The sequence below is a fragment of the Xenorhabdus poinarii G6 genome (assembly GCF_000968175.1).
Taxonomy (GTDB): domain Bacteria; phylum Pseudomonadota; class Gammaproteobacteria; order Enterobacterales; family Enterobacteriaceae; genus Xenorhabdus; species Xenorhabdus poinarii.
On record NZ_FO704551.1, the window covers coordinates 915244 to 937570 of the forward strand.

Annotated in this window: 26 protein-coding genes and 1 pseudogene; 26 read left to right on the plus strand and 1 reads right to left on the minus strand. The window is 45.9% G+C overall.

Features of this window, described 5'->3' with window-relative positions:
* Positions 1-2: 2 nt before the first annotated feature.
* The 5 genes and pseudogenes from XPG1_RS04145 to XPG1_RS04165 all read left to right on the plus strand — a co-directional run.
* Positions 3-146 (plus strand): annotated as a pseudogene (locus XPG1_RS04145) (phage tail assembly protein T); the annotation flags it as partial.
* Positions 147-310: 164 nt separating this feature from the next.
* Entirely contained in the window at positions 311-1540 is a 1230-nt protein-coding gene (locus XPG1_RS04150) for a tyrosine-type recombinase/integrase (protein ID WP_045957954.1), read from the plus strand.
* Positions 1518-1742: a helix-turn-helix transcriptional regulator gene (locus XPG1_RS04155; protein WP_045957955.1), complete on the plus strand. Its 225-nt coding sequence runs from the start codon at positions 1518-1520 to the stop codon at positions 1740-1742. The genes XPG1_RS04150 and XPG1_RS04155 overlap by 23 nt, the downstream gene beginning before the upstream one ends.
* A gap of 67 nt (positions 1743-1809) precedes the next feature.
* Positions 1810-2091 carry a helix-turn-helix transcriptional regulator gene (locus XPG1_RS04160; protein ID WP_045957956.1) on the plus strand — a complete coding sequence of 94 codons (282 nt, stop codon included), beginning with the start codon at positions 1810-1812 and terminating at the stop codon, positions 2089-2091.
* Positions 2092-2109: 18 nt separating this feature from the next.
* Positions 2110-3042 carry a hypothetical protein gene (locus XPG1_RS04165; protein ID WP_045957957.1) on the plus strand — a complete coding sequence of 311 codons (933 nt, stop codon included), beginning with the start codon at positions 2110-2112 and terminating at the stop codon, positions 3040-3042.
* 658 nt (positions 3043-3700) lie between these two features.
* On the opposite strand, the gene XPG1_RS18300 is transcribed toward XPG1_RS04165, so the two are convergent.
* Complete coding sequence (locus XPG1_RS18300; protein ID WP_045957958.1) at positions 3701-4012, minus strand: YlcI/YnfO family protein; 312 nt, start codon at positions 4010-4012, stop codon at positions 3701-3703.
* A gap of 190 nt (positions 4013-4202) precedes the next feature.
* Here XPG1_RS18300 and XPG1_RS18305 point away from each other — a divergent pair, with 190 nt between their 5' ends.
* The 21 genes from XPG1_RS18305 to XPG1_RS04265 all read left to right on the plus strand — a co-directional run bounded on the left by XPG1_RS18305 (position 4203) and on the right by XPG1_RS04265 (position 22273).
* Complete coding sequence (locus XPG1_RS18305) at positions 4203-4448, plus strand: hypothetical protein (protein WP_045957959.1); 246 nt, start codon at positions 4203-4205, stop codon at positions 4446-4448.
* Positions 4445-4699 carry a hypothetical protein gene (locus tag XPG1_RS04180; RefSeq protein WP_045957960.1) on the plus strand — a complete coding sequence of 85 codons (255 nt, stop codon included), beginning with the start codon at positions 4445-4447 and terminating at the stop codon, positions 4697-4699. Before XPG1_RS18305 ends, XPG1_RS04180 begins: the two co-directional genes overlap by 4 nt.
* Positions 4686-4856 (plus strand): DUF4222 domain-containing protein, encoded by a 171-nt coding sequence (locus XPG1_RS17390; RefSeq protein ID WP_071825325.1) that lies wholly within the window; start codon positions 4686-4688, stop codon positions 4854-4856. Before XPG1_RS04180 ends, XPG1_RS17390 begins: the two co-directional genes overlap by 14 nt.
* 2 nt (positions 4857-4858) lie before the next feature.
* Positions 4859-5164, plus strand: coding sequence for a hypothetical protein (locus XPG1_RS04185; RefSeq protein ID WP_045957961.1), 306 nt, complete (start codon positions 4859-4861; stop codon positions 5162-5164).
* On the plus strand, positions 5158-7866 hold the full coding sequence (locus tag XPG1_RS04190; protein ID WP_045957962.1) for a DUF927 domain-containing protein: 2709 nt from the start codon (positions 5158-5160) through the stop codon (positions 7864-7866). Before XPG1_RS04185 ends, XPG1_RS04190 begins: the two co-directional genes overlap by 7 nt.
* 441 nt (positions 7867-8307) lie before the next feature.
* Positions 8308-8493, plus strand: a complete 186-nt coding sequence (locus tag XPG1_RS04195) for a hypothetical protein (protein ID WP_045957963.1) — start codon at positions 8308-8310, stop codon at positions 8491-8493.
* A 234-nt stretch (positions 8494-8727) separates the two neighbouring features.
* A complete protein-coding gene (locus tag XPG1_RS04200; RefSeq protein WP_045957964.1) occupies positions 8728-9879 on the plus strand; it encodes a phage major capsid protein in 1152 nt (383 codons plus the stop codon).
* Positions 9880-9923: 44 nt separating this feature from the next.
* A complete protein-coding gene (locus XPG1_RS04205; protein ID WP_045957965.1) occupies positions 9924-10472 on the plus strand; it encodes an HK97 family phage prohead protease in 549 nt (182 codons plus the stop codon).
* 2 nt (positions 10473-10474) lie between these two features.
* On the plus strand, positions 10475-11692 hold the full coding sequence (locus XPG1_RS04210) for a phage portal protein (RefSeq protein WP_045957966.1): 1218 nt from the start codon (positions 10475-10477) through the stop codon (positions 11690-11692).
* The gene (locus tag XPG1_RS04215) at positions 11688-11987 is read left to right on the plus strand and encodes a head-tail connector protein (RefSeq protein ID WP_045960424.1); all 300 of its coding nucleotides are present in this window, start codon (positions 11688-11690) and stop codon (positions 11985-11987) included. Before XPG1_RS04210 ends, XPG1_RS04215 begins: the two co-directional genes overlap by 5 nt.
* Complete coding sequence (locus XPG1_RS04220; RefSeq protein WP_045957967.1) at positions 11987-12424, plus strand: HNH endonuclease; 438 nt, start codon at positions 11987-11989, stop codon at positions 12422-12424. Before XPG1_RS04215 ends, XPG1_RS04220 begins: the two co-directional genes overlap by 1 nt.
* The gene (locus XPG1_RS04225; protein ID WP_045957968.1) at positions 12417-12605 is read left to right on the plus strand and encodes a hypothetical protein; all 189 of its coding nucleotides are present in this window, start codon (positions 12417-12419) and stop codon (positions 12603-12605) included. Before XPG1_RS04220 ends, XPG1_RS04225 begins: the two co-directional genes overlap by 8 nt.
* A gap of 92 nt (positions 12606-12697) precedes the next feature.
* On the plus strand, positions 12698-13057 hold the full coding sequence (locus tag XPG1_RS04230; protein ID WP_045957969.1) for a phage terminase small subunit P27 family: 360 nt from the start codon (positions 12698-12700) through the stop codon (positions 13055-13057).
* Between the two features lie 11 nt (positions 13058-13068).
* Positions 13069-14730, plus strand: coding sequence for a terminase large subunit (locus tag XPG1_RS04235; RefSeq protein ID WP_045957970.1), 1662 nt, complete (start codon positions 13069-13071; stop codon positions 14728-14730).
* 441 nt (positions 14731-15171) lie between these two features.
* Positions 15172-15942, plus strand: a complete 771-nt coding sequence (locus tag XPG1_RS04240) for a 3'-5' exonuclease (RefSeq protein ID WP_052708241.1) — start codon at positions 15172-15174, stop codon at positions 15940-15942.
* 183 nt (positions 15943-16125) lie between these two features.
* Positions 16126-16266 carry a phage tail assembly protein T gene (locus XPG1_RS19055; RefSeq protein ID WP_269450589.1) on the plus strand — a complete coding sequence of 47 codons (141 nt, stop codon included), beginning with the start codon at positions 16126-16128 and terminating at the stop codon, positions 16264-16266.
* An 8-nt stretch (positions 16267-16274) separates the two neighbouring features.
* The gene (locus XPG1_RS04245; RefSeq protein ID WP_045957971.1) at positions 16275-19643 is read left to right on the plus strand and encodes a tape measure protein; all 3369 of its coding nucleotides are present in this window, start codon (positions 16275-16277) and stop codon (positions 19641-19643) included.
* A complete protein-coding gene (locus XPG1_RS04250) occupies positions 19643-19975 on the plus strand; it encodes a phage tail protein (RefSeq protein ID WP_045957972.1) in 333 nt (110 codons plus the stop codon). Before XPG1_RS04245 ends, XPG1_RS04250 begins: the two co-directional genes overlap by 1 nt.
* A gap of 8 nt (positions 19976-19983) precedes the next feature.
* Complete coding sequence (locus XPG1_RS04255) at positions 19984-20733, plus strand: phage minor tail protein L (protein ID WP_045957973.1); 750 nt, start codon at positions 19984-19986, stop codon at positions 20731-20733.
* A 72-nt stretch (positions 20734-20805) separates the two neighbouring features.
* The gene (locus XPG1_RS04260; RefSeq protein ID WP_045957974.1) at positions 20806-21456 is read left to right on the plus strand and encodes a DNA translocase FtsK; all 651 of its coding nucleotides are present in this window, start codon (positions 20806-20808) and stop codon (positions 21454-21456) included.
* A 91-nt stretch (positions 21457-21547) separates the two neighbouring features.
* Positions 21548-22273 (plus strand): C40 family peptidase, encoded by a 726-nt coding sequence (locus XPG1_RS04265; protein WP_045957975.1) that lies wholly within the window; start codon positions 21548-21550, stop codon positions 22271-22273.
* Positions 22274-22327 lie beyond the last annotated feature (54 nt).

A 22327-nucleotide genomic window follows, 5' to 3' on the forward strand; every position in this document is an offset into this window, starting at 1 on the left:
TCATGCTGACACTGGCGTTACGGCTCGGTAAAACGCTGTCGGCGTTGCAGCGGGAGTTATCCGCCAGTGAACTGATGCTATGGATGGCGTATGACCGTGAAAATCCCCTCAGCGACCGGCGCGGGGACATTCAGGCGGCTTATATAAACTTTATATCCAACGGGGTGCTATATGTACTTATGTTGTTATTAATAAATTGAAAAACAAAGTAATTTCATTTTTTCATGTTTTGGCGTTTTTTTCCCTGTTTTGGTTGTTGCAGTACTCTGCGTATTGCAATGTGTATTGCAAATTGAAGAAGAGATAATGAATGGCAGTTAACAAACTCAACGATAAAAAACTCAAATCATTACAGGGTAAGCCTGTAGACAAGCAGCAAATCATTGCAGATGGTAACGGCTTGTCTATCAGACTTAGCAAGACAGGTGCGATTAGCTTTGTTTTTTTCTATCGTCTTCATGGAAGAGAAAGTGCGCCTATATGGCTAACACTGGGTAAGTACCCGGACCTAAGTTTAAAGGCAGCAAGGGAACAAAGGGATAAATGTCGGACATGGTTAGCCGAAGGGAAAGACCCCCGAATACAAATAAAGATAATAAAAGAAGATACGCTAAAACCAGTAACCGTAAAAGATGCGATAGAATATTGGATTAATAACTACGCTATTAATAAAAGAAAAAGAGTAATTCAGTTAAGACAATCCTTTTGTAAACATATTTATCCGGAAATAGGCGACATCCCATTACATGAGTGCTCTTTGACCATGTGGATTGAATGCTTTGATAAAATTAAAAAGAATGCACCTGTTCTGGCTGGCAAACTTTTGGAGGTATCTCAACAGGCATTGAAATTTTGCCGAGTCAGAAAATATGCAATCAGTCATGAGATTGATGATTTAACAGTTGAGGATGTCGGTAAGAGACGCAATAAAAGAGATAGGGTGTTAACAAATGATGAATTACGTGATTTATGGTTTTGGGTGAATAAAGAATATGATAATCACTTTATTTCGCATGAATATAGAATTATTTTAAGGATTTTAATTGTTTTTGGTTGCAGGATGTCAGAAATATTATTATCAACATGGGAAGAATGGGACTTAGTTAATAATATCTGGAGAGTACCGCCAGAGCATAGTAAAAATGGCAAGGAAATAATTAGACCAATACCAAATGGCTTTAAAAATTGGTTAACTTTATTACACAAATCAACAAAAAATAGAAGTCATGTTATTGGAACTGAAATTAAACAGGTGAGAGCTAGCTCATGCATTGGAAAAATATGGAAAAGATTAAACCATAAAGAAAACTGGACAGCACACGATATGCGGAGAGTGCTTGCTACAAATCTAAGTGATAACGGTTTTGAGCATAATGTGGTTGAACAGTTATTAGGTCACTCATTAAAAGGGGTAGCCGGAATATACAACCGAAGTAAATATATTGAACAAAAAAGAAATGCCCTAAATTGGTGGGTGGATTACTTGGATTCATTGATTGAAAAAGAGGAAATAAAAAATGATACACATATTCACCCGTGAAGAGCTGGAAGGTTTAGATGGCATCGATCGATTAATCAGAGAAGAAGAATGTGAGTGGTTAACGTCATTGACTCGGCAACATAGAAAACGCCTTGAAAAAAAAGGGATGTTTCCACGGAAAATCGTTATTGGCCCACAAAAAAAGGTCTATCGATTATCTGAAATTCAGGCATGGATAAAAGGTACTTGGAAGTCTGAATAATATTAAGGTCTTATAATTAATCCCTTTCCCCGCTCGCGGGGTTTTTTATTTTGGAGAATATAAAAATATGGCAATGAAATTTACTTCACCGACAGCACAAGAACGCCAATCAATTTTAAATGAATACGGTGAAAAATATGATCGCAGAATCAGGGAAAAAGAATGCGGGCACCTTTCTAGTTTATCGCGTTCTCGTCGCTGGGTATTAGAGGAGGAAGGCAAATTCCCGAAGCGCGTTCCGTTGGGGCGTAATTCTGTTTCATGGCTTTTAAGCGATGTTCTATGGTGGGTACGCAACCCGCCAACAGTAGAGAACGTGAATAACCCATACAGCCGAAAATCAAATTAATTAAGACAGGGTAAAACTATGACATCGAAAAATATGACCTTAATCGGTCAGGGACTCGCTCACTCTGAAAATAGAATGAATGATATTTCAATTATCCGTAAAGCGGTTATTTCAGGTGACTGGTCATCGATTAACAAAGGTATTTGTACACTCACCGATCTGGGCTTACGTCATAACGGTCAGGGGTTAGTTTGGCTAAATTCTGGCGTGTCGGTACATGAGGCAGAGTGTGATACAGGGCTGACAGGAAAGGATAAGCAATCTTATGAATATCATTCAGAGGTGCGCACAGTCAACCAATTGAAAAGCAATGATTATTATGGTTTTGTCCAGCTAAAGGATATTGATAGCTACGCCCTGAATATCATTGCTTCAATCAGTTCTGAATATCACACCCGTAAAAATGGTGTGCCTTTAGCGACGTTCGCGTTACTGATTGACCAGACTCAGCGGAAACAGGCCGTAGATAACTGGGTTTTATACCGCAACCCAAAACAGCCAGACAAGTACACCATTCTCAATAAGCAGCACCATCATGAATTGGCGAAATGCTATCAGGCTAAAGGCTGGAAATGTGAGCCGTTGGAATATCTGAGCAGGTTAATTCGTAATGATGCTGAGTTCAGCAGGCTTATGCGTCGATTGGGTTATATCAAGGTTCGTACCCGTCAAATTACAGGGAAAATAAATGATGTCTGGGTTTATAGGAATAATGAAAAAGGCATCAGAGAGGTGCGCACAAAAGAAATAAGTAAAATCAATAGGTTTACTCCTTTTGTCCAGTATGCAAAACGACCAGTCAGAACATTTGAGCGCATTGCTGTAGATGGTCAGTGGCTCTATGTCTATGCCGATCACATTCGCTTTCTGACGAAAAAACGCCACCGTGTCGAGGGCACTCGGGTTCAGGGTTATACGGCTCAGGGCATAGAACTGCGAGAGGTGGTGTGATGGTTGTTATTAACTATAGGGATCCCTTGAGTTTAAGGAGTCCTAAAAATCCCCTTTGCTCAATAAAGGGTATTACCGACCAAGTGAATGATTCCTTACTGGCTGGCTTCGTGGTCACTGAATCCATGACCTCGACAAAGCATTTTGCTCAGTACCATTCAACCCAATTTATGGCTCAGTCATCGGCGGAAAATTTCGCCGATGGGGATACGAATATTTTCGGACACCTTAGTAACTCATTGATTTCTTCGCTGACCGTCAATCTGATCATCGAAAATATCAGCATGCAAAACCCAATATCCGATTATCGGACTTTGTGCGTAACTATTAGTTACTCACAAAATTTGCAGTCATCATTTAGTGGAGCGCAAAAAGAAAAGGATAGCACGGCGAATGCTACCCTTTGGCGTAAAGCACATTTGCTTTACTTTGAATTACAAGAAATTAAGAGGCTACCCACAAATTGTGGGTTGGTTAGTAACCGAGCTGATTGTAACTCATCTTTTGAAGGTATTGGGATTTCCTCAATACCCTATATCTTCCCATCCGCGGCAACCATGGAGATTTCCACCACAGTTGATTTGAACTCAGTGAATAACTTTCACTTGGTTGGTTACTGCTTAACTCATAACCTAGTTAACAATTTTTACTTGGTTGGTTATTGCTCAGATGATGCTTTGGCTTTGCGCTTCTGGAGTTCTTCCTGCGCGACATTGATAAGGAGTCTTATTTCTTCATTGGCTTTTGTGCCTATTTCCTCGATACGCACAAGGGCATCAAGGGAGGAAAGTAGAGGATCTTTGCTATTACCCTCATTTTGGCGGCGGGCTATTTCTCCACGCATTGCAGTAACAATAAATCCGGCATTACTTTCATTGTCTTGTTTTACTGCGTCCATTCCTTCCATTACATCGTGGGGCACACGAACGGTAGTCAACTGTGACTTTGCGTTTTTGTTTGGCGTTGGCATTAATGAAACTCCTTACAATTGGTGTGTTTCATTATACACGAAAAAGAAATACAAAAAAGTCTTGACGTGTGTTTCTTATGAAAATAAGATGAAACACACCTTGAGCATCCAAGGTATACAAACAGTGAAGCCCAGCAGTGCACGAACACTAACTGGGCCTCTAACCAACAACGTAAAGGAGTCTTACGCTATGGCTATCCCACAGCATACCCAAACTCGCCTTAAATTTACATTCCTAATTGCATCAGGCACTCAGCGGCTGGTGGATATTCACCCCATGCACCTTATCACTGTACTGGCGGATAACGAAGGTGAAGCCCGTCTACTGGCTGGCATTTCCTCACTGATATTTGTCTCTCGTCAAGCATGGGATATCGGTATCGATACACCTTTCAACGATGGTGGCATGTCTACCGTTCAGGGGGTGGCCTCATGAGCCAGCCTATCACTATTCATCAAGCCGCTGAAAAAGCGCAGCAGCTCGAATTTATTAGTCAGCTTATTGAGTCATACCCTCATCAAATACAGGACAGTGAAATAGCGGTTATTTCTTCTCTGATGGCGAAGTTATCCGGTGATATTGCTGTATTTCTGATTGAAGTAATTGCGGGTGAGGAAGCTATTGATAACACTTCCAACTATAGAGATATATCTACCGTTCAGGGGGTGAGCCATGCGCAACCCTGAACCCCATGATTATTACACCCATAAGAACGGGGAAACTGTCGAAGTACTGTCAGTCGCCTTTAACCGAGTGACGTTTGTCCGTGAAGGTTATATCACCCCGTGCATCATGCCAGTCAGCCGTTTCACTAAAGAATACACCTACGCAGGGAGAGCTTGATTATGTCTGATATCTATAACCATTTAGTACGCAACAACTTTAGCGCCATGAGTACAGAAGAACTGAAAGATCTGCGCAAGCATTCAGATGGCGCACATAGCGCAGTGATGGCGGCCATGTCTGCAATGGGCGAACTGGCTTTCTGGTCTGCCGATAATGAAAACTATGACAATCGTCAGGCAAGGGAGGATTTACGCCGCGTGGGTGAAGCCCTGATGTACCTGCCCCGAATTGCCGAAGCGCTGAATGACACCGCTCAGCATGCGGATTTTGAAATTCATCACCGCGAGAGGTTCCCCAAATGGTAACGCAGATTGATATCAGGTCGGTGAAAACGGCAGCAAAAGATCAGTGGCATGGTGTGTTATCGGCCTGTGGTGTGAATGTTCCTGAAAAGGGTAAGCATGGTGCTTGCCCTATCTGCGGCGGTACTGACCGTTTTCACTTTATCGACGACCACGGGAACGGGGACTGGCATTGTCGCCAGTGCGATATTCCGAATCATGGCGATGGCTTTGATTTACTGATGAGAGCCAGAGGGATAACGTTAATCGAAACAGTAAAAGCCGTTTCTGATGCGCTGGCGCTACCTCTGCCAGAACCCAAGCCGGCCAGAAAGGAGGCTTCTAAATCAAAGGTTCAACCGATCACCGAGAAAGTGAATAAGCTGGTGGCTCAATCCACTGCCGGACAATCCGATTATCTGACGAAAAAGGGGCTGCAATGCCCCGATCAGCGATTACTGAAAGACGGTACCTTGTTGCTGGTCATTCAGACACTGGACGGCACAATCACCGGTGCTCAAATCATCAAGCCGAATGGTGAAAAGCGCCTTGTCTCTGGTACGCAGAAAAAGGGGAGTTTTATCCCCTTATCGGCAATCCCCGAAACGCCGGACACGATCATCATTACTGAGGGTTATGCCACCGCTTTAACCGTTAGCCAGTTGCATGAGGGGTTAGTACTGGCCGCGATTGATGAAGGTAATTTATCGACGGTTGCCGGGCTGGTCAGAGAGCGGTGGCCAGCCGTAAAAATCATTCTTGCAGCGGATAATGACTGGCATGAGAAAGGCGAACGGGACAACAACGGCAAGCCGAAGAAAAATGTCGGCAAGATAGCCGCAGAGAAGACAGCAAAAGCGATCAACGGTTGGGTAGCTATACCCCCGACAGAGCATAAAGCTGATTGGGACGATTACCGACAGCAGCACGGCATTGAGGCAGCAAGGCAGGCATTCAGTGAAGGGGTGTATCCGGTGGGGGTGAAAAATATGTCAGCGTCAGTAGTCATTAATTTAGATGAACGCCGGGAGAAAGAGCGTGATCCGTTAAAAGCCTTTATCGATGTGCGTAAGAACGGGATTTATTACGTTACGCCAAAGGTGGATAAAGAGAGTGGTGAAATTATCAACCATGAGCAATGGCTCAGTGATGCCATGCAAGTGGTCGGGCGCGGTCGTGATGATATCGAGTTTTATCTTATTATTCAGTGGAAAGAAAACGGTACAACTTATACCGAGGCAGTGAAGACAGGTGATATTGGTGATCGTGAAGGTTGGCGGCAACTGAAAGCGGCAGGGTTGAATATTACGAGCAAGCCCTCTTTGCGCAATATTTTATCAGACTGGTTGCAGCGTTGTGCTAAGAAGACTGATTGGCATATCACTCACTCAACAGGATGGCAGCATGGGGCTTACATCTTCCCAACAGGCGAAGTGATTGGCAATCCAGAAAAGTCAGTTATTTTCTGTGGAAGAACGTCATCAATACGAGGCTATACCGTGGCGGGAACGCCGGAAAGCTGGCGCGATTCTGTAGCAAAATTAGCCAAAGGCAATCCCTTTATGATGCTGTCCATTGCCTCCGCACTAGCATCACCGGTTATCGGCTTGCTGCGTGATGATGGTTTTGGTGTTCACTTCTACGATCAGAGCACCGCAGGGAAAACCACTGCGCAAAGTGTGGGATGTAGTGTTTTCGGTGAACCCTCCGCCATGCGTTTAACGTGGTTTGCGACCACATTAGGGCTGATTAACGAAGCTGCCGCCCACAATAATAACTTGTTACCCCTTGATGAAGTCGGACAAGGTTCATCGGTTAAAGATGTGGCGAATGCGTCTTATGCCCTGTTCAATGGCAAGGGAAAGCTACAGGGGGCGAGAAACGGCGGGAACCGTGACATTCTTCAGTTTAAAACGATTGCTATCAGTACAGGAGAGATTGATCTTGATACCTTTGTCAGAAGTGAAGGTAAGCGTATGAAAGCAGGACAGCTTGTCCGGTTGCTGAATATTCCATTCAGTAGCCCAACTGTCTTACATGGTTATCAGGATGCCAGAGAACACGCTAAGGCAATCGAAAAAGCGATTACTGACAATCACGGGGCTATTGGTCGGGTATGGTGTGAATATCTGACTCAGAACCAAAAAGCGACCAGAGCGACCATTGAGGAAACCAAAATCCGTTGGAATGGATTGATCCCCAAAGGCGCTGGGGCGCAACTTCCCCGTGTAGCAGAACGGTTCGCCATCTTAGAGGGTGCGCTCATTGCAGCAACACACCTCACCGGGTGGACGGAACAAGAAAGCCGGGACGCAATTCAGCACTGTTTCAATGCGTGGGTGGCTGAATTTGGTACTGCCAATAAAGAACACCAGCAGATACGGGAACAAACAGAGGCATTTTTAGACCGCTTCGGATTAAATCGGTATGCGCCAGAGCCGTACACCTATGATCATGCCACGATTTCTAACCTTGCAGGCTACCGAAAAGATACCAGCGATATTCCCAACAATGGCGGTCTTATCCATTTTTACACTTTCCCGGATGTGTTCGAGACTGAGGTATCAGAAGGCTTTGAACCGAAGATGTTTGCACGAGTTTTAGCAGAATCAGGGATGTTGAAAAAGGCCGCCAATGGTGGTTTTAAGGTGCAAGGCATGAAACACAACGGCTCACCCCGTAAGTATTATGTGGTGATGTATTCAGCTGATGAGATGGAAGAATAAATTCTCTATACGCGTAAAAGTTACCGACAACACCGACAAATCGACAATGGTTATATAAATGTTTTATAAATCAATGTAATAAAATGTTAAATGTTTGTCGGTACGTTGTCGGTTTGTCGTTTTCATTGTCGAACTTAAAAACAAAGCTCCTGCCAGAAGAAAAACTTTCTTTTTTTGGCAGGACAAAAAGAGGCAGGTACACATGAGGGAGCTTATTCGTGGCGTTGTCGAAAACCGACAATGAAAGACAATATATATCTCATTGAAATATAGTAAAAATATTATTATTTATGAGATTTTGAAAAACTGAGCGACAATTAACCGACAACGATTTAACATCATATCTAGTTGAATATAAAGAATAATATCTCAAATTGTCGATTTGTCGGTGTTGTCGGTAACTTTTCACTATATATACAAAAAATAGGAGAAGGTGTCATTATGACTATTCTAAAGACAGAACATTTTAAAGCAGTTGATGATATTGAATATTTCATGAAGACAGACGGCTTAAGCCGCGATGAGGCTGTGGATCTCTTGAAATTACTTGAATTACGGAAGATAAATAATAACTTGGAATACCTCGCTTCCTGTGTTGAACGAGCGCCTTGGAACTTTGAAGAGTAAATTTTTGTAAATATTCCGTTCTCATGTTTCCGCAAGTTTAGACCTCCTATTTTGAGGTCTTTTTATTATATTTTTCATGGATATATTAAGAAATGGCACTCAGACGTGAGCCGCCAAAAGGCCGTTTAGTTAAGCTGCGAGAAGTAGCCTGCGAGACGCAGAAAAAGATTATTCGGCCTGCCCCTTTCAGCGCTGGTTTCACGTCTTAACATTCATTGTTACGGAAACCATGTCATGAAAAAGCTACTCGAATTACGCCAGCAAAAGGCCACTCTTACCGAACAAATGCGCACCCTGCTCACCAAAGCCGAAGGTGAAAAGCGTTCCCTGACCGAAGATGAAGCGAAACAGTTTGACGAACTGCGCAGCCAGTCCGACACGCTGAATACGGAAATCGCCCGTTATGAGGCACTGTCTGATGAAGAACGCAGTCAGGTCAAGAATCAGCCTGCCAGTGAAACACTCAGCAATGACGAACTGCGCCACTATATTCTGACCGGCGAAATCCGTACCCTGTCTACAGCTGTTTCCTCAGAGGGCGGCTATACCGTTATCCCGGAACTGAATAAACAAATCATGCAGCAATTGACTGATGAGTCGGTCATGCGCCGGATTTGTACCATTAAGACCACCCGCAGCAACGAATATAAGCAGCTTGTTTCGGTTGGTGGCGCAGCAGTGGCACACGGCGAAGAAGGTAAGGCACGCGGTGAGACTGGCACGCCGAAGATGGAAGAAGTGAGCATCAAGCTATTTCCCATCTACGCCTATCCTAAAACCACCCAAGAGATTATCGATTTTAGCGATGTCGATATCTTAGGCTGGCTGACGTCAGAAATTGCCGATACCTTCGTCGATACCGAAGAAACCGACCTTGTGAGCGGTGACGGCAGCAAAAAAGCGAAAGGCTTTCTGTCTTATCCCCGTGATACCCAAGCCGACAAAGTACGCACATTTGGCACATTACAGAAGCTGGACGCTGCCACGCTTTCCGCCGATAGCCTGATTGACCTGAAATTCTTACTCAAAAATAAATACCGTAAAAATGCGGTGTGGGTGATGAACTCCACGACCGCCGCTCAGGTGCAAAAGCTGAAAAACGGCAATGGCGATTATATCTGGCGTGAGCGTTTACAGGCGGGTGATCCGGATATGCTGCTGGGCTTGCCTGTCCACTACCTCGAATTTATGCCAGAAGGTGTGATCGGTCTGGGTGACTTCAAGCGCGGCTATTTCATCGTTGACCATGAGACAGGCACCCGTACCCGCCCTGACAATATTACCGAACCGGGCTTCTATAAGGTACATACCGATAAATATCTGGGCGGCGGTCTGGTGGACTCCAACGCCATCAAGGTGCTGGAAGTGAAAGCAGCCAGTAAATAAGCGAGAGGGGCGAAAAGCCCCTTTTCAGTCTTGGAGTCCATAAGATGAATAACGATTTTGAAATCCGCACCGCCTCACTGTCTGCCAGTGATCAAAAACTGACCGGCTATGTGATTAAGTGGAACAGCCGATCCCAAATCCTATGGGATGAATTTGTTGAACAATTTGCCCCGAATGCCTTTCGTGCCAGCTTGACGGCAAAGACTGATGTTCGGGCATTGTATGAACATGATCATATGAACCTGTTAGGCCGCACCACCTCCGGCACATTGCAACTTAGCGAAGATACTACCGGATTACGCTTCGAACTAACCCCGCCTGATACGCAATTAGGGCGCGATGTGTTAACGCTGGTTGAACGGGGTGATATACAAGGCATGTCCTTTGGTTTTCGTGCAATTAAAGATCAATGGGATACAGGGCAAACACCCTATGTCAGAACCGTCTTAGAGGCCGAATTACGGGAAATCACCATCACCAGCTTACTCGCCTATCCTGAAAGTGGGGTAGAGATTGCCAGGCGTTCACTGAATGCCGCTAAGCCCCGTGATGCCGATTTGCGTCATTACTGGCTGCAACTGTCCGAGGTGTAACTATGTGGCCGTTTAAGCGTAAAGCCCCTGAAACCCGCAGTATGAGCATTGATGAGTTTCTTTCTCTGGCAGGCATCTCTAACACCAAATCGGGTGAACATGTTTCCCCATCTACGGCAGAGGGCTTACCGGCGGTGATGAATGCCGTTACCGTCATTAGCGAAGCGGTGGCCTCTATGCCTTGCTACCTCTATCGGGTTGCGCACCAGAACGGTAAAGAATCCCGCGAATGGTTGAGCGATCACCCGGTGGATTACTTGCTGAATGAATGCCCGAATGATTGTCAGACGCCGTATCAATTCAAGCGAACGCTGATGCGTCATTGTCTACTGAATGGCAATGCATATGCGGTGATTGTCTGGGGTCGGGATGGTCAACCGCAATCCCTGCACCCTTACCCGCCATCGGCAGTTGTCCCGCAGCGGCTATCCGATCACCGGTTCGCCTACACTCTCACTGAGCCTTATAGCGGCAAGGTCAAAACTTATCTACAGGAAGAAATTCTGCATTTGCGCTATGCCACCGAAGATGGTTTTCTTGGGCGCTCACCGGTCACGGTTTGCCGTGAAACTCTGGGTTTGGGGCTGGCACAACAACGCCACGGTGCCAGCATCATGAAAGAGGGCATGATGGCGGCAGGGGTGATTAAATCCGCTGAATGGTTAGATGGCATCAAAGGCAATAAGGCACTGGAAGCCCTCGAACGTTACAAAGGTGCGCGTAATGCCGGGAAAACACCGATCCTTGAAGGTGGGATGGAATACCAGCAGTTAGGCATGAGTAACCAAGATGCGGAGTGGCTGGCTTCCCGCCGTTTTACCATTGACGATATCGCCCGTATGTTCAACGTCAGCCCGATCTTTCTGCAAGAGTATTCGAACAGCACCTACAGTAACTTTAGCGAAGCGTCCCGCGCCTTTTTGACGATCACGATGCGCCCGTGGCTTGCCAACTTTGAACAACAAATCAAGGCGGCCTTGCTGATGGCTTCACCGAAACGAGGTATTCGTTATCAGGTGGAATTTGACACTGCCGATTTGTTGCGAGCTAACCCGAAAGAACGTTTCCAGAGCTACGAGACGGCGATTAAATCCGGCGTCATGTCCCCGAATGAAGCCCGTGAACGCGAGGGATTATCGCCCCGTGAGGGCGGTGATGAATTTAGTCAGGCATGGAAGCAAGAGGTCAGTATTAAAAAAACTGAGGTGAAAGATGATTAACCCTCTCATAACATTGGATGAAATCAAGCAGCATTGCCGGATAGATGAAAACGATACGCTTGAGGATGCACTCCTTAAGGGCTATGCCGACGCTGCGTTAGAAGTCTGCCAGCAACATATTGGCAAACGCTTCGATAAGGGTCTGGCCTTTACCCCGGCAATGAAAGTCGGCTGCTTACTTTATATCGGTTTACTGTATGAGAACCGGGCAATGGCGGCAGATAAGGAACTGAAAGAAATCCCGTTCACCATTAAATCATTGTGGTCTGTCTATCGTGATGTAGGAGTGTACTAATGCCGTGGCAACCGTTGAAACGTTGTACCTATCCGGGATGCAAACAGCGGGTCAAGTCGGGTCGGTGTGATGAGCACAGACGAGAGATCAGCCGACAACAGGATAAGCAACGAGGCTCACGCCGTGAACGTGGCTATACCCCTGCATGGGATAAATACCGTTTGCAATTCCTTAAGGCTAACCCGTTATGTGTGCATTGCTTAAAGCAGAACAGCTACACACCCGCAACTATTGTTGATCACATTATCCCGATTAATGGCGGTAGTGATGTGCTGTTCTGGCCTGCCTCCAATCATCAAGCCCTATGCCATCGCTGCCATAACACGAAGACGTTTACTCAAGACCCGATAACCAAGCAGAAGCGCAAGCGCGGTGAGTATCGTGAGCAGGAAGCAGAAGCAACAAGGCGCAATGACTGGATGTACCAGCATGAATAAAACAGAGACCGAACAACTCGTTAAAGGGCTATTGAAGCACAGTGAACCCTATCGACCAGAGAAGCAGATTGCGCCTGAGAAGCCCACAGTGAAGCGTAAGACACAACGTGATAAGGAGCTAAGGGTATGTTTCAGGGGTCGGCAGAGAGGCTTACAAGGAGGGTGGGGGCATCAAAAATGACAAATGCCCTGCCTCATGGCACCGCCGCCCCCTCAAATTTTTACGCACGGCACTTTTTTCAATAGCAGTAACTTCATAGGAATCAGAATATTATGGCAAGAGCACCCAAACCCCCGGTTTATTTGAACGACATCGCCGCCGAGCAATGGAAATCAAAAGCCAAAATTCTCAATGAACGGGAAGATCTCAGCCCGGCGGACTGGAATAACTTAGAACTGTATTGCGTCAACTATGCGATTTACCGTAAAGCCGTTGAAGACATTGAAGTGCGCGGGTTCGCGGTGGAAGGTTCACGCGGCGCAGCGACCAGCAATCCGTCACTGAAAGCGAAAGCGGATGCCGAAAAAATCATGATAAAAATGTCGTCGTTGCTCGGTTTTGATCCCGTATCCCGGCGCCGGAATCCGATAGAAAGTGACGAACCTGATGATTTAGACGTACTGATAGCCTGAGTCATACCACGATGAACGCATGGGAACAGTACGCTTTTGCTATCGAAAACGGCACCATTCCGGCCTGTCAGCGGGTAAAACAGGCCGTGAAACGCTATTATAGCGACCTGCATAACCCGCTTTATACGTTCGATAGCGAAGTTGTCGAGCGTTTTATCGGCTTTTCCCGTCTCTGCCCGCACGTCAAAGGCCACTTACGTGGTCAACCCATCATGCTTGAACCGTGGCAGCAGTTTGCCTTTGCTAACCTGTTCGGCTTCAAAGTCAAAGCGACCGGACGCCGAAAATACCGCAGCGCGTATATTCAGGTGCCGCGAAAAAATGCCAAATCCACGGTAGCAGCAATACTGGCGAACTGGTTCTTGGTGATGGAACAAGGCCAGCAGGATATTTACACCGCTGCCGTGAGCCGGGATCAGGCGCGGATTGTCTTTGATGATGCCCGCCAGATGTGCCTGTTATCCAAGCCCCTGAAAAAACGGGTCGCTATCCAGCAACATAAAGTTACCTACCCAAAGAGCAACAGCCTGTTAAAGCCACTGGCTGCCAAAGCCGCCACGATTGAGGGTACAAATCCTAGTCTGGCCATTGTCGATGAGTACCATTTACACCCTGATAACGCCGTGTACTCTGCGCTTGAATTGGGGATGGGTGCCCGTCCCGAAGGACTCCTGTTCGCCATTACCACCGCAGGCAGTAACGTGATATCGGCCTGTAAACAGCACTATGATTATTGTTGTCAGATACTGGATGGCGAAGAACAGAACGAATCGTTATTCGCCCTGATTTACGAACTGGACGATGAGAGCGAGATTGATGATGAAGCACTTTGGATCAAGGCCAATCCCAATCTGGATGTCTCGGTAGACAGTGCCGCCCTGCATGACACTCTCCAGAAAGCGCGCGGCATTCCCTCACAATGGACAGAGATGTTAACCAAACGCTTTAATATCTGGTGCCAGGGCGAAACCCCGTGGATGGGTGAAGGCGCATGGAAAGCCTGCCAGCAAGATTATGATGAAAATGACCTCAAAGGACTGGAGTGCTACGCCGGACTGGATTTGTCTTCAACAGGCGATATCACCAGTATCTGTTACACCTTCCCGGTGGATAACGAACTGTTATTACTGACTCGCCATTATCTACCCGAAGCGCAGTTACAAAACCCCGCTAATAAAAATCGGGCGGTGTATCGCCAATGGGTACAATCGGGCTGGATACGCACTACCGCAGGCGACTGCATCGATTACGACCGTATCCGCGATGATATTCTTAAAGACAGCCAGCAGTTTGATATCAAGCTGGTCGGTTTTGATACATGGAACGCCACGCATCTACGCACTCAGCTACAGGGCGCAGGGCTGGATGTGGAGCCGTTCCCGCAAACTTATATGCGCTTTAGCCCGGTTGCCAAGTCTGCCGAAGTGTTCGTGAATCGCAAGGTCATTCGACACAACGGCGATCCGGTACTCGCATGGGCAATGTCCAATGTGGTGATGGAAACGGACGCGAATGCCAATATCAAACCGAATAAGAAGAAATCCGCGAATAAAATCGACCCGGCAATTGCGTTTCTGATGAGTTTTGGCACATGGCAAGCAGAACATGAAGACTTTGCATTCAGTCTCAGTGATGAACAGAGGCAACGACTGGCTGGCTTTGACGGGATTTAGCTAAGTCATTGATTTTAGTTATTTCTGTCACTGTGCAGGAGATTAATGAAATCAAGGGGTTAGCTAACTATGGTGGAAATCACCATGGTTGCCGCAAGGTGTGATATCCCATCTTGGGTATAGAGGAAATCTCAATACCTTTTGCTTTTGTACATGCGGGATTTTCCCGTATGTCACTTAGGTGATAACTAATTGATATTTAATCAGAAGAAAATCTGGCGTTTGGTCATAATGTAACTAACCCTCTTAAAGAGGGTTAGTTTGTGCCGACGAAATGCGTCGAGACCTCTTTATAGGATTGGGACGTTAAACTTACTGACCTCTTTTTGTTATCAGCAAACATATCTATGTGACAAAAGTCTCTTTAATCAAGATCAATAATAACGAACAAGGTAATGCGTATGTACAATAACCTATTATTTCATTATATAGGTTATGGGTATGAGAAATCGTCAACAAGCGCAGTTAATTGCAGAGCAGCTACTAAAAGAAGATATTATTATATTAGATACAGAGACAACAGGATTAAAGAACGATGATGAAATTATTGAAATAAGTATTATAAACGCTGAGGGTGATATTTTACTGAATACACTTATTAAGCCACAAAAAAAGATCCCCCTTGATGCAATCAAAATACACGGAATCACGAATGAAGATGTTCAACATGAACCTATGTGGAGTGATATCTATAAAAAATACAGAGAAATAGTTAAAGGAAAAACAGTCATTATTTATAACAAATCCTATGACACAAAAATAATTAGACAAACATGCAAAAAATACGAATTACCTACACCAAGAATAAAGTCAGAATGTGCAATGTTGTTATATGCAGAATATTATGGGGAAATAAATAAAAGAACAGGTGATTACAAATGGCATAAACTCACCGACGCAATTCATGATAACAAATTAGAAGTTTCTGGTGAGGCACATAGAGCACTTACAGATGCTCGAATGACATTGGAATTAATGAAACGCATGGCCTATGGAGATCGCGATACCCCCATCCCTTTATTACGCTCAATATACCCACCTATTAATCCTTATTATGAAAAATATAAACGTGAAAAAAAGGAGGAAGAACGACGCTTACATGAACGTAAAGAACAATTGAAAAAAGAAGAAGAAGCTAGAGAGTTTTCAAAGTACGTTAGTGTAGTACTTATTTTTTTATTTTTACTGTTTGTAATTTGGCTTTTTGCTTGAAATCACATAAGGTCAGAGCTGCTATCGTACTGACCTGTCCACTTCCGACAAATGACATCATTTCACTAAGTTCCTCCTCATAAAGCTATTGTGTATTGCACTGTGTATTGCTTCAAGCAAATAAATCACAAGAAAAATTCATTAAAATCATTATAAATCAGTGAAGTATATAAAACTTGCAATATACAGGCGGCACAAATCGCGTCAGCGGTTTATCAGTCGCAGGGGGCGAAAATCGGCCTGAACGACGCGCTGCTTAAATGGGGCAACACCAACGAAGAAACGGCGGACGACCTCGAAAATTTCTTTACCAATCTTGCATAGGTGGCACTGTGGCAAAACTGCGTGAATTAATCATTAAAATTTCGGCCAATTCCAGCTCGTATCAGGCGGAAATTGCCCGCGCCGCCCGTTTGGGTGAAAACTACCATCGGGTGATGGAAAACGGCAACCGGAGCGCGGCCGCAGCCGCACGGGGCAGTAGCGCCGCCCTGCGTGACCTGAATAACCAGCTGGCTTCGGTTAAAGCCTCGGCGGTAGGGCTGACAGGGGCATTCGCCGGCATTTTTGCGACCAGCAAGTTAGTGGAAACGGCCGATAAATGGACGAACCTAAATTCCCGATTAAAACTGGCGACGGCATCCAGCATCGACCTCGCCAATAGTCAGCGATTGCTGATGGAGATGAGCCAGAAAACCGGTACGTTATTCGAAGCCAACTCCACCGTCTTTGCCCGTGCAGCGGCCCCGATGCGGGCACTGAAATACGCCTCGCAAGATATCGTTAATATGACTGAAACACTGGCAACAGGGCTAAAAATCTCTGGTGCGAATGCCTCAGAATCCAGTTCAGTACTAATTCAGTTTTCACAAGCGATGTCCTCCGGTGTTCTACGTGGTGAAGAATTTAACGCCATGGCGGAGAATGGGGGGCGGTTGATCCAGGCACTAGCCGATGGGCTGGGCGTTGCCAGAACTCAACTTAAGGGCATGGCGGATAATGGTTTATTAACGATGGATAAAGTTATCCCCGCTTTATTGAGTCAATTAGGGAAATTGCAGGATGAATACCGTTCGATGGGGGCGACTATTGAAAAATCAATGTCGCGTGTTCAAAACGCTTTTATGCAGTGGGTTGGTGACGCGAATAAAGCAACGGGTACAACCCGTGTGCTTGCCGGGACACTGGATGACCTGTCTAAAAATATTAACGATGTCGCTCTTGCAGGTATGGCAGCCGTCGGGGTGTTTGGTGCTCGCGCACTCGGTCAGCGAACGCTGGCAATTTACGACTCAACTTCGGCGTTAATCCAAAACACAAAAGCGGAGATAAATAACGCCAATCAGGCCTACCACAATTCTCGTATCCAAGTGGAAAATGCGAGAGCGACTGAGCGGCAGACTCAGCGCAATGTACTGGCGGCGCGTTCGAGTTTGCTGCGAACCACCAACGATCAACAATTTGCCGCTGCCCAACTAAGATTAAATCGCGCGATAGAAGCACAAGCAAGAGCCCATACCGCTGTTACACAAAGTATCGCGGCCAGAACGGCGGCTCAAAAGCGGCTTAATGCGGTCACCTCGCTCGGAAGAAGAGCGGGTGGCGCACTGCTCGGTGCTGTTGGCGGAATACCCGGTGCGTTGATAATGGCAGCCGGTGCGGCTTATCTTCTGTATCAGAACCAAAAGCAGGCCAAGGAGGAAGCACGAGAGCATGCGAAAGAAGCCGCCAAAATCAAGGAAGAATTGAGCAAGATGGACCCCATTCAGCTCAGGGACACCAAAAAACAACTAAAAGAAGATTTGGCGGTTGCGAGAGAGGATTTGGAAAGATTCCAAAAGGAGATGGTTAGAAACCAAATGAGCCTGAACTTCTTTATGAAAGATAAGAGTCAAGGCAAACAGGTAGACGAAAAAATCACTGAATTCAGCACCAAGCTTTCAGAAAGTCGTTCGGCGTATGAAGCAACACTGAAAATAGTCGATGAAATCAACTCCGCTCTCAGTAGGTTAGGCGATCAACAGACAATTAATAGTGAGAAAGAAAAGAAAATCACGCTTGCTATCAATGAAATGCGCAAAACCGGCAATGTGACGCTGGCGTTGCAAAATCAAAAACTGGAACTCACTGTTAGCTTGTTGGAGCGAATTAAAAACTTAGGCATTGATGTTTCGGGGATTCACATTCCCGTACCGGAGGTGAAATTTGAACCGAACGACAAAATAAAGTCGCTCCTGAAAGATCAGGAGAGAGAGATTGATCTTTCCAAAAGAAAAGGGATGGATAAGGTCAAACGTGAGGCGTATTACAAAGCGGTCGATGGGGGACTCAACCCGAATGACAAGCAACAAAAGTCCTACGTGGATCAGGTTATCAATAACGCTGCTCAGATATATCAAAATATCGAAGCCATACGTAAACAGGACGAAGCAGCCAGGGAAGCCCGAAGTGCCTCAGAAAGCGCCGCTCGGAAAGCAGCCAAAACCGCAGAAGACTACACTAATAAAGTGGCTGAACTTAATACGCAATTGGCAACCGAGGCGATTCGACACAAGGAAGGGAACGCAGCGGCGGAACTATTCGCAGCTTCAATGTCCACCGGTAAAAATTTCACAAAAGAGCAAAATGCTGAAATCGGCAAACTCAATAAAACACTGGCAGAAGCTAAACAGAAATACCAAGACCTGCAAGACGCTATTTCAAATGATCCATTTCGTAACACCGCCGAGAGTGCCAAGAAAGCCCGCGAGCAGTTAGAGCGTCAATTGAAAAATAAGGATGTCTCGCCAGAGGCCTATGAGCGCCGTCAGGGCGATATCTGGAAAGACGAGGTCAGGGGTAACGCGGATGCCAGACAGCAATACGCTGTTTCTGCCAAAGATGATTTACGGGGTGACGTAGACCCGATACAGGATCTGGAGAACCAACTAGAACGCAAAAAAGCGTTGTACGACGCTTACGCGGAAACGCAAATCATCAGTGAACAGCGCAAAAATGAATTAATCACTGCTGCCGAAACGGAAAATAACACGCGGCGCATTGAGGTGGCAAAACAGTTATTCGCGAGTCAGGGAGAGTTACAGTCTCTTGCGGTAACGATGTTGGATACTGTCAGCGAACGTATGGGCAACATGATTACCGGGATGCTTACCGGGACAAAATCGCTCAAAGAGGGTGTTTCTGAAATGTTCGCATCAATGGCGCAGAGCGTTGTTCAGAGTTTGATGAAAATCGCGGCGAATAAGGCGTTTGAAATGCTGGCGGGTTCATTCAGTGGCGGCGGCGCTGGAGGATTGTTCGGTGGGGTCACCTCAATGTTGGCCAAAAATGCCAAAGGCGGGGTGTATACCTCGGCAAACCTGAGCCAGTACAGCGGGCAGATTGTCAGCAGCCCCACCCTGTTTGCGTTTGCCAAAGGGGCTGGGTTGATGGGCGAGGCGGGACCTGAGGCGATCATGCCGCTAACCCGCAGCGCTGACGGTTCGCTCGGAGTCAGGGCGATTGCTCCAGCAGGTTTTGACGGGGGACAGACAAATATCACGGTTCACATTACGGAGGGGAAAACGGAAAGCTCGTCAAGCGGTAACAGCGAGGAGTTTGGACGTCGTTTTGCGCAGGCGGTTGCTCAGGTTTACTACACCGAACGAGACCGGGATTTACGTCAGGGCGGCGCAATCAACAGAGCGATACGGAGTCGGTAATGGAAATATTTACATGGCACCCGCGGGTTAACGCCAGTTCAACCGTCGATTTTGCTATCCGAAAAGCCAAATTTGGTGACGGTTATGAACAGGTCAGCGGGGCGGGGATTAACCCCAAATCAACGAGATGGAGTGTGGATTTTGTCGGCGATGCAAAATACATCGCTGAAATCATCGCGTTTTTGGATCGGCACGCGGGGCATCGGCCTTTTATCTGGACGCCGCCACTCACGAATCAGGGGCTGTTTCGGTGTGAAAACTACAAATATCAAGCCATTGACTACAAAACCTGCGCACTCGCGACTGAGTTTATTGAGGCGCACGCGCCATAGAGGAGCCTATGTTTACAGCTGATGTACAAAAACTGAACGCCGGGAGTATCGTTCGGCTCTACGAGATTGACGGAACAAAATTCGGTGCGGATATACTCCGTTTTCACGCATATAACATGCCGGTAACGCCCGATGAGATTGATGCCGCCGAGAAAAATGGCAGTCAGCCGCAGCCCAAATCGATCTGGTGGCAAGGGGTAGAGTATCAACCGTGGCCTGTTCAGATACAGGAACTGGAGATGTCCACGGATGGACAGGCGGCGCACCCGAAATTATCCGTCGCCAATATTGATGGCACAGTCACAGCGCTGTGTCTGCAATTCGATGATATGGTACAGGCGCGGGTGATTATTCACGACACATTTATGCATTATCTGGATGCGCGTAATTTTTCTGAGGGCAACCCGACCGCTGATCTACAACAAGAACGCCTCACGATGTTCTATGTAAACCGGAAAATATCGGAAACAGATACGGTTATCATTTTTGAACTGGCCAGTCCGGCGTCACTGGATGGTCTGACTATTCCTACCCGGCAAATTCACGGCGTATGCACATGGTGTGCGCGGGGTTGGTATCGGACAGGTAAGGGGTGTGACTACGCGGGTGGGCGGTATTTTGATATTGATAACAATCCAACAGATGACCCGAGCAAAGATCGCTGCCCTGGTACTGTGATTGCCTGTAAATTGCGTCACGGTGAGGATAATGAATTGCCGTTTGGTGGGTTCCCGGCCTCGTCTCTTATCAGGAGGTGACGGACCTCTGGATATTAAAAGAGCCAAAGGTTAATATTTGTTGATGTATTGAATATTATGAGGGCGTATTTAATGGGAGCTGATGATAAGACCATTGATCCTTTATTTAATGATGCTGTTGAGTATGCAATAACCAAGGAATATACATCTACTGACGAGATAAAAGAGCATCTTGGTATAGGTTATAATAGAGCAGCCTTGCTGTTAGAACAAATGGAGGAAATGGGAATAATTGCATGGGAGTACGATAGTGAAACTTCCCGATATAAAGTAATTACCCCATTAGCACAGAAAATAACGAAACAAGAAAAAAAAGAACCGACCACTAGGGTAGCTAATACCAAGCGAAACGACTCTAAGATATTAGGGTATGGAGGTTTTGAATGGCTTATGGCAGGTATCGGCTTTTTTGTTATTATGTTTGCTTTCATTTCTTGCTCTAGTCGATCACTAACATCTGAGGTAAATTATTGCTCAGATGACGGAGTTGCATATTCTTACGCTAAAAAATTGATATCATCTCATTTAAAAGCCCCATCAACTGCTAAATTTGCCAGTTACTATGATGTTAAATCACATAAACTCGCAGAGTGTAAGTTTAATTTTATTGGGTATGTTGATGCTCAAAATAGTTTTAGTGCAATGATAAGAACAAAATTCAATGTAGTAGTACGTTACGATCCTGATACTGATAAGTATTATTTAGAAAATTTAGATATGTAATTTATCTACTGCTTATCCAATAACCCACCTTCGAAGTGAATCATTACATTGATCGCTTTATCTGGTGGGTTTTCTATTTTTAGGTGTTCACATGCGCCCACATATTATTCAATCTATCCTAGAACACGCGCAGGCCGAGTATCCCAATGAATGTTGTGGTGTGATCGCACAGAAAAGCCGTGTAGAAAAATACTTCCCCTGTCGCAACCTTTCCAATAACCCAACCGAACAATTTCAGTTAGCCCCCGATGATTATTTGGCTGCCTCAATATGGGGCACAATTACCGGCATTGTTCACAGTCACCCGGACGCGACCACGCAGCCGAGTGATCTGGACGAGGCACAATGTGATTTCACGGAATTACCGTGGCATATCGTGAGTTGGCCGGAAGGGGATTTCAGAACAATCTACCCACGCGAAGACTTGCCTTTGGTGGGTCGTCCGTTTGTATTAGGAATTTACGATTGCTACGGCCTGATTATGAGTTACTACCGCCAACAATACAGTATTGAGCTTCAGGATTATCGGGTCGATTATCCGTGGTGGGAACGGGGCGAGAACCGCTATATAGAGAATGTCGAAAACGCGGGTTTTAGTGAAATAACCGGCGCTCCTCAAGCGGGTGATGTGGTGCTTATGCAGGTACAGGCCGATGTGCCTAATCATGCCGGAATTTTATTAGAGGGAAATTTATTGCTGCATCATCTGTACGGCCAGCTGAGCCAGAAAGTACCGTATGGTGGATATTGGAAAGACCGCACCATTAAGGTTGTGAGATACGGTGGAAATAACTCTTGTTATAGCGATAATGATTAGGTGTAATAAATCTTAATTATTCTGAAAATCTAAACAATGCTAAATCAAGGAAAC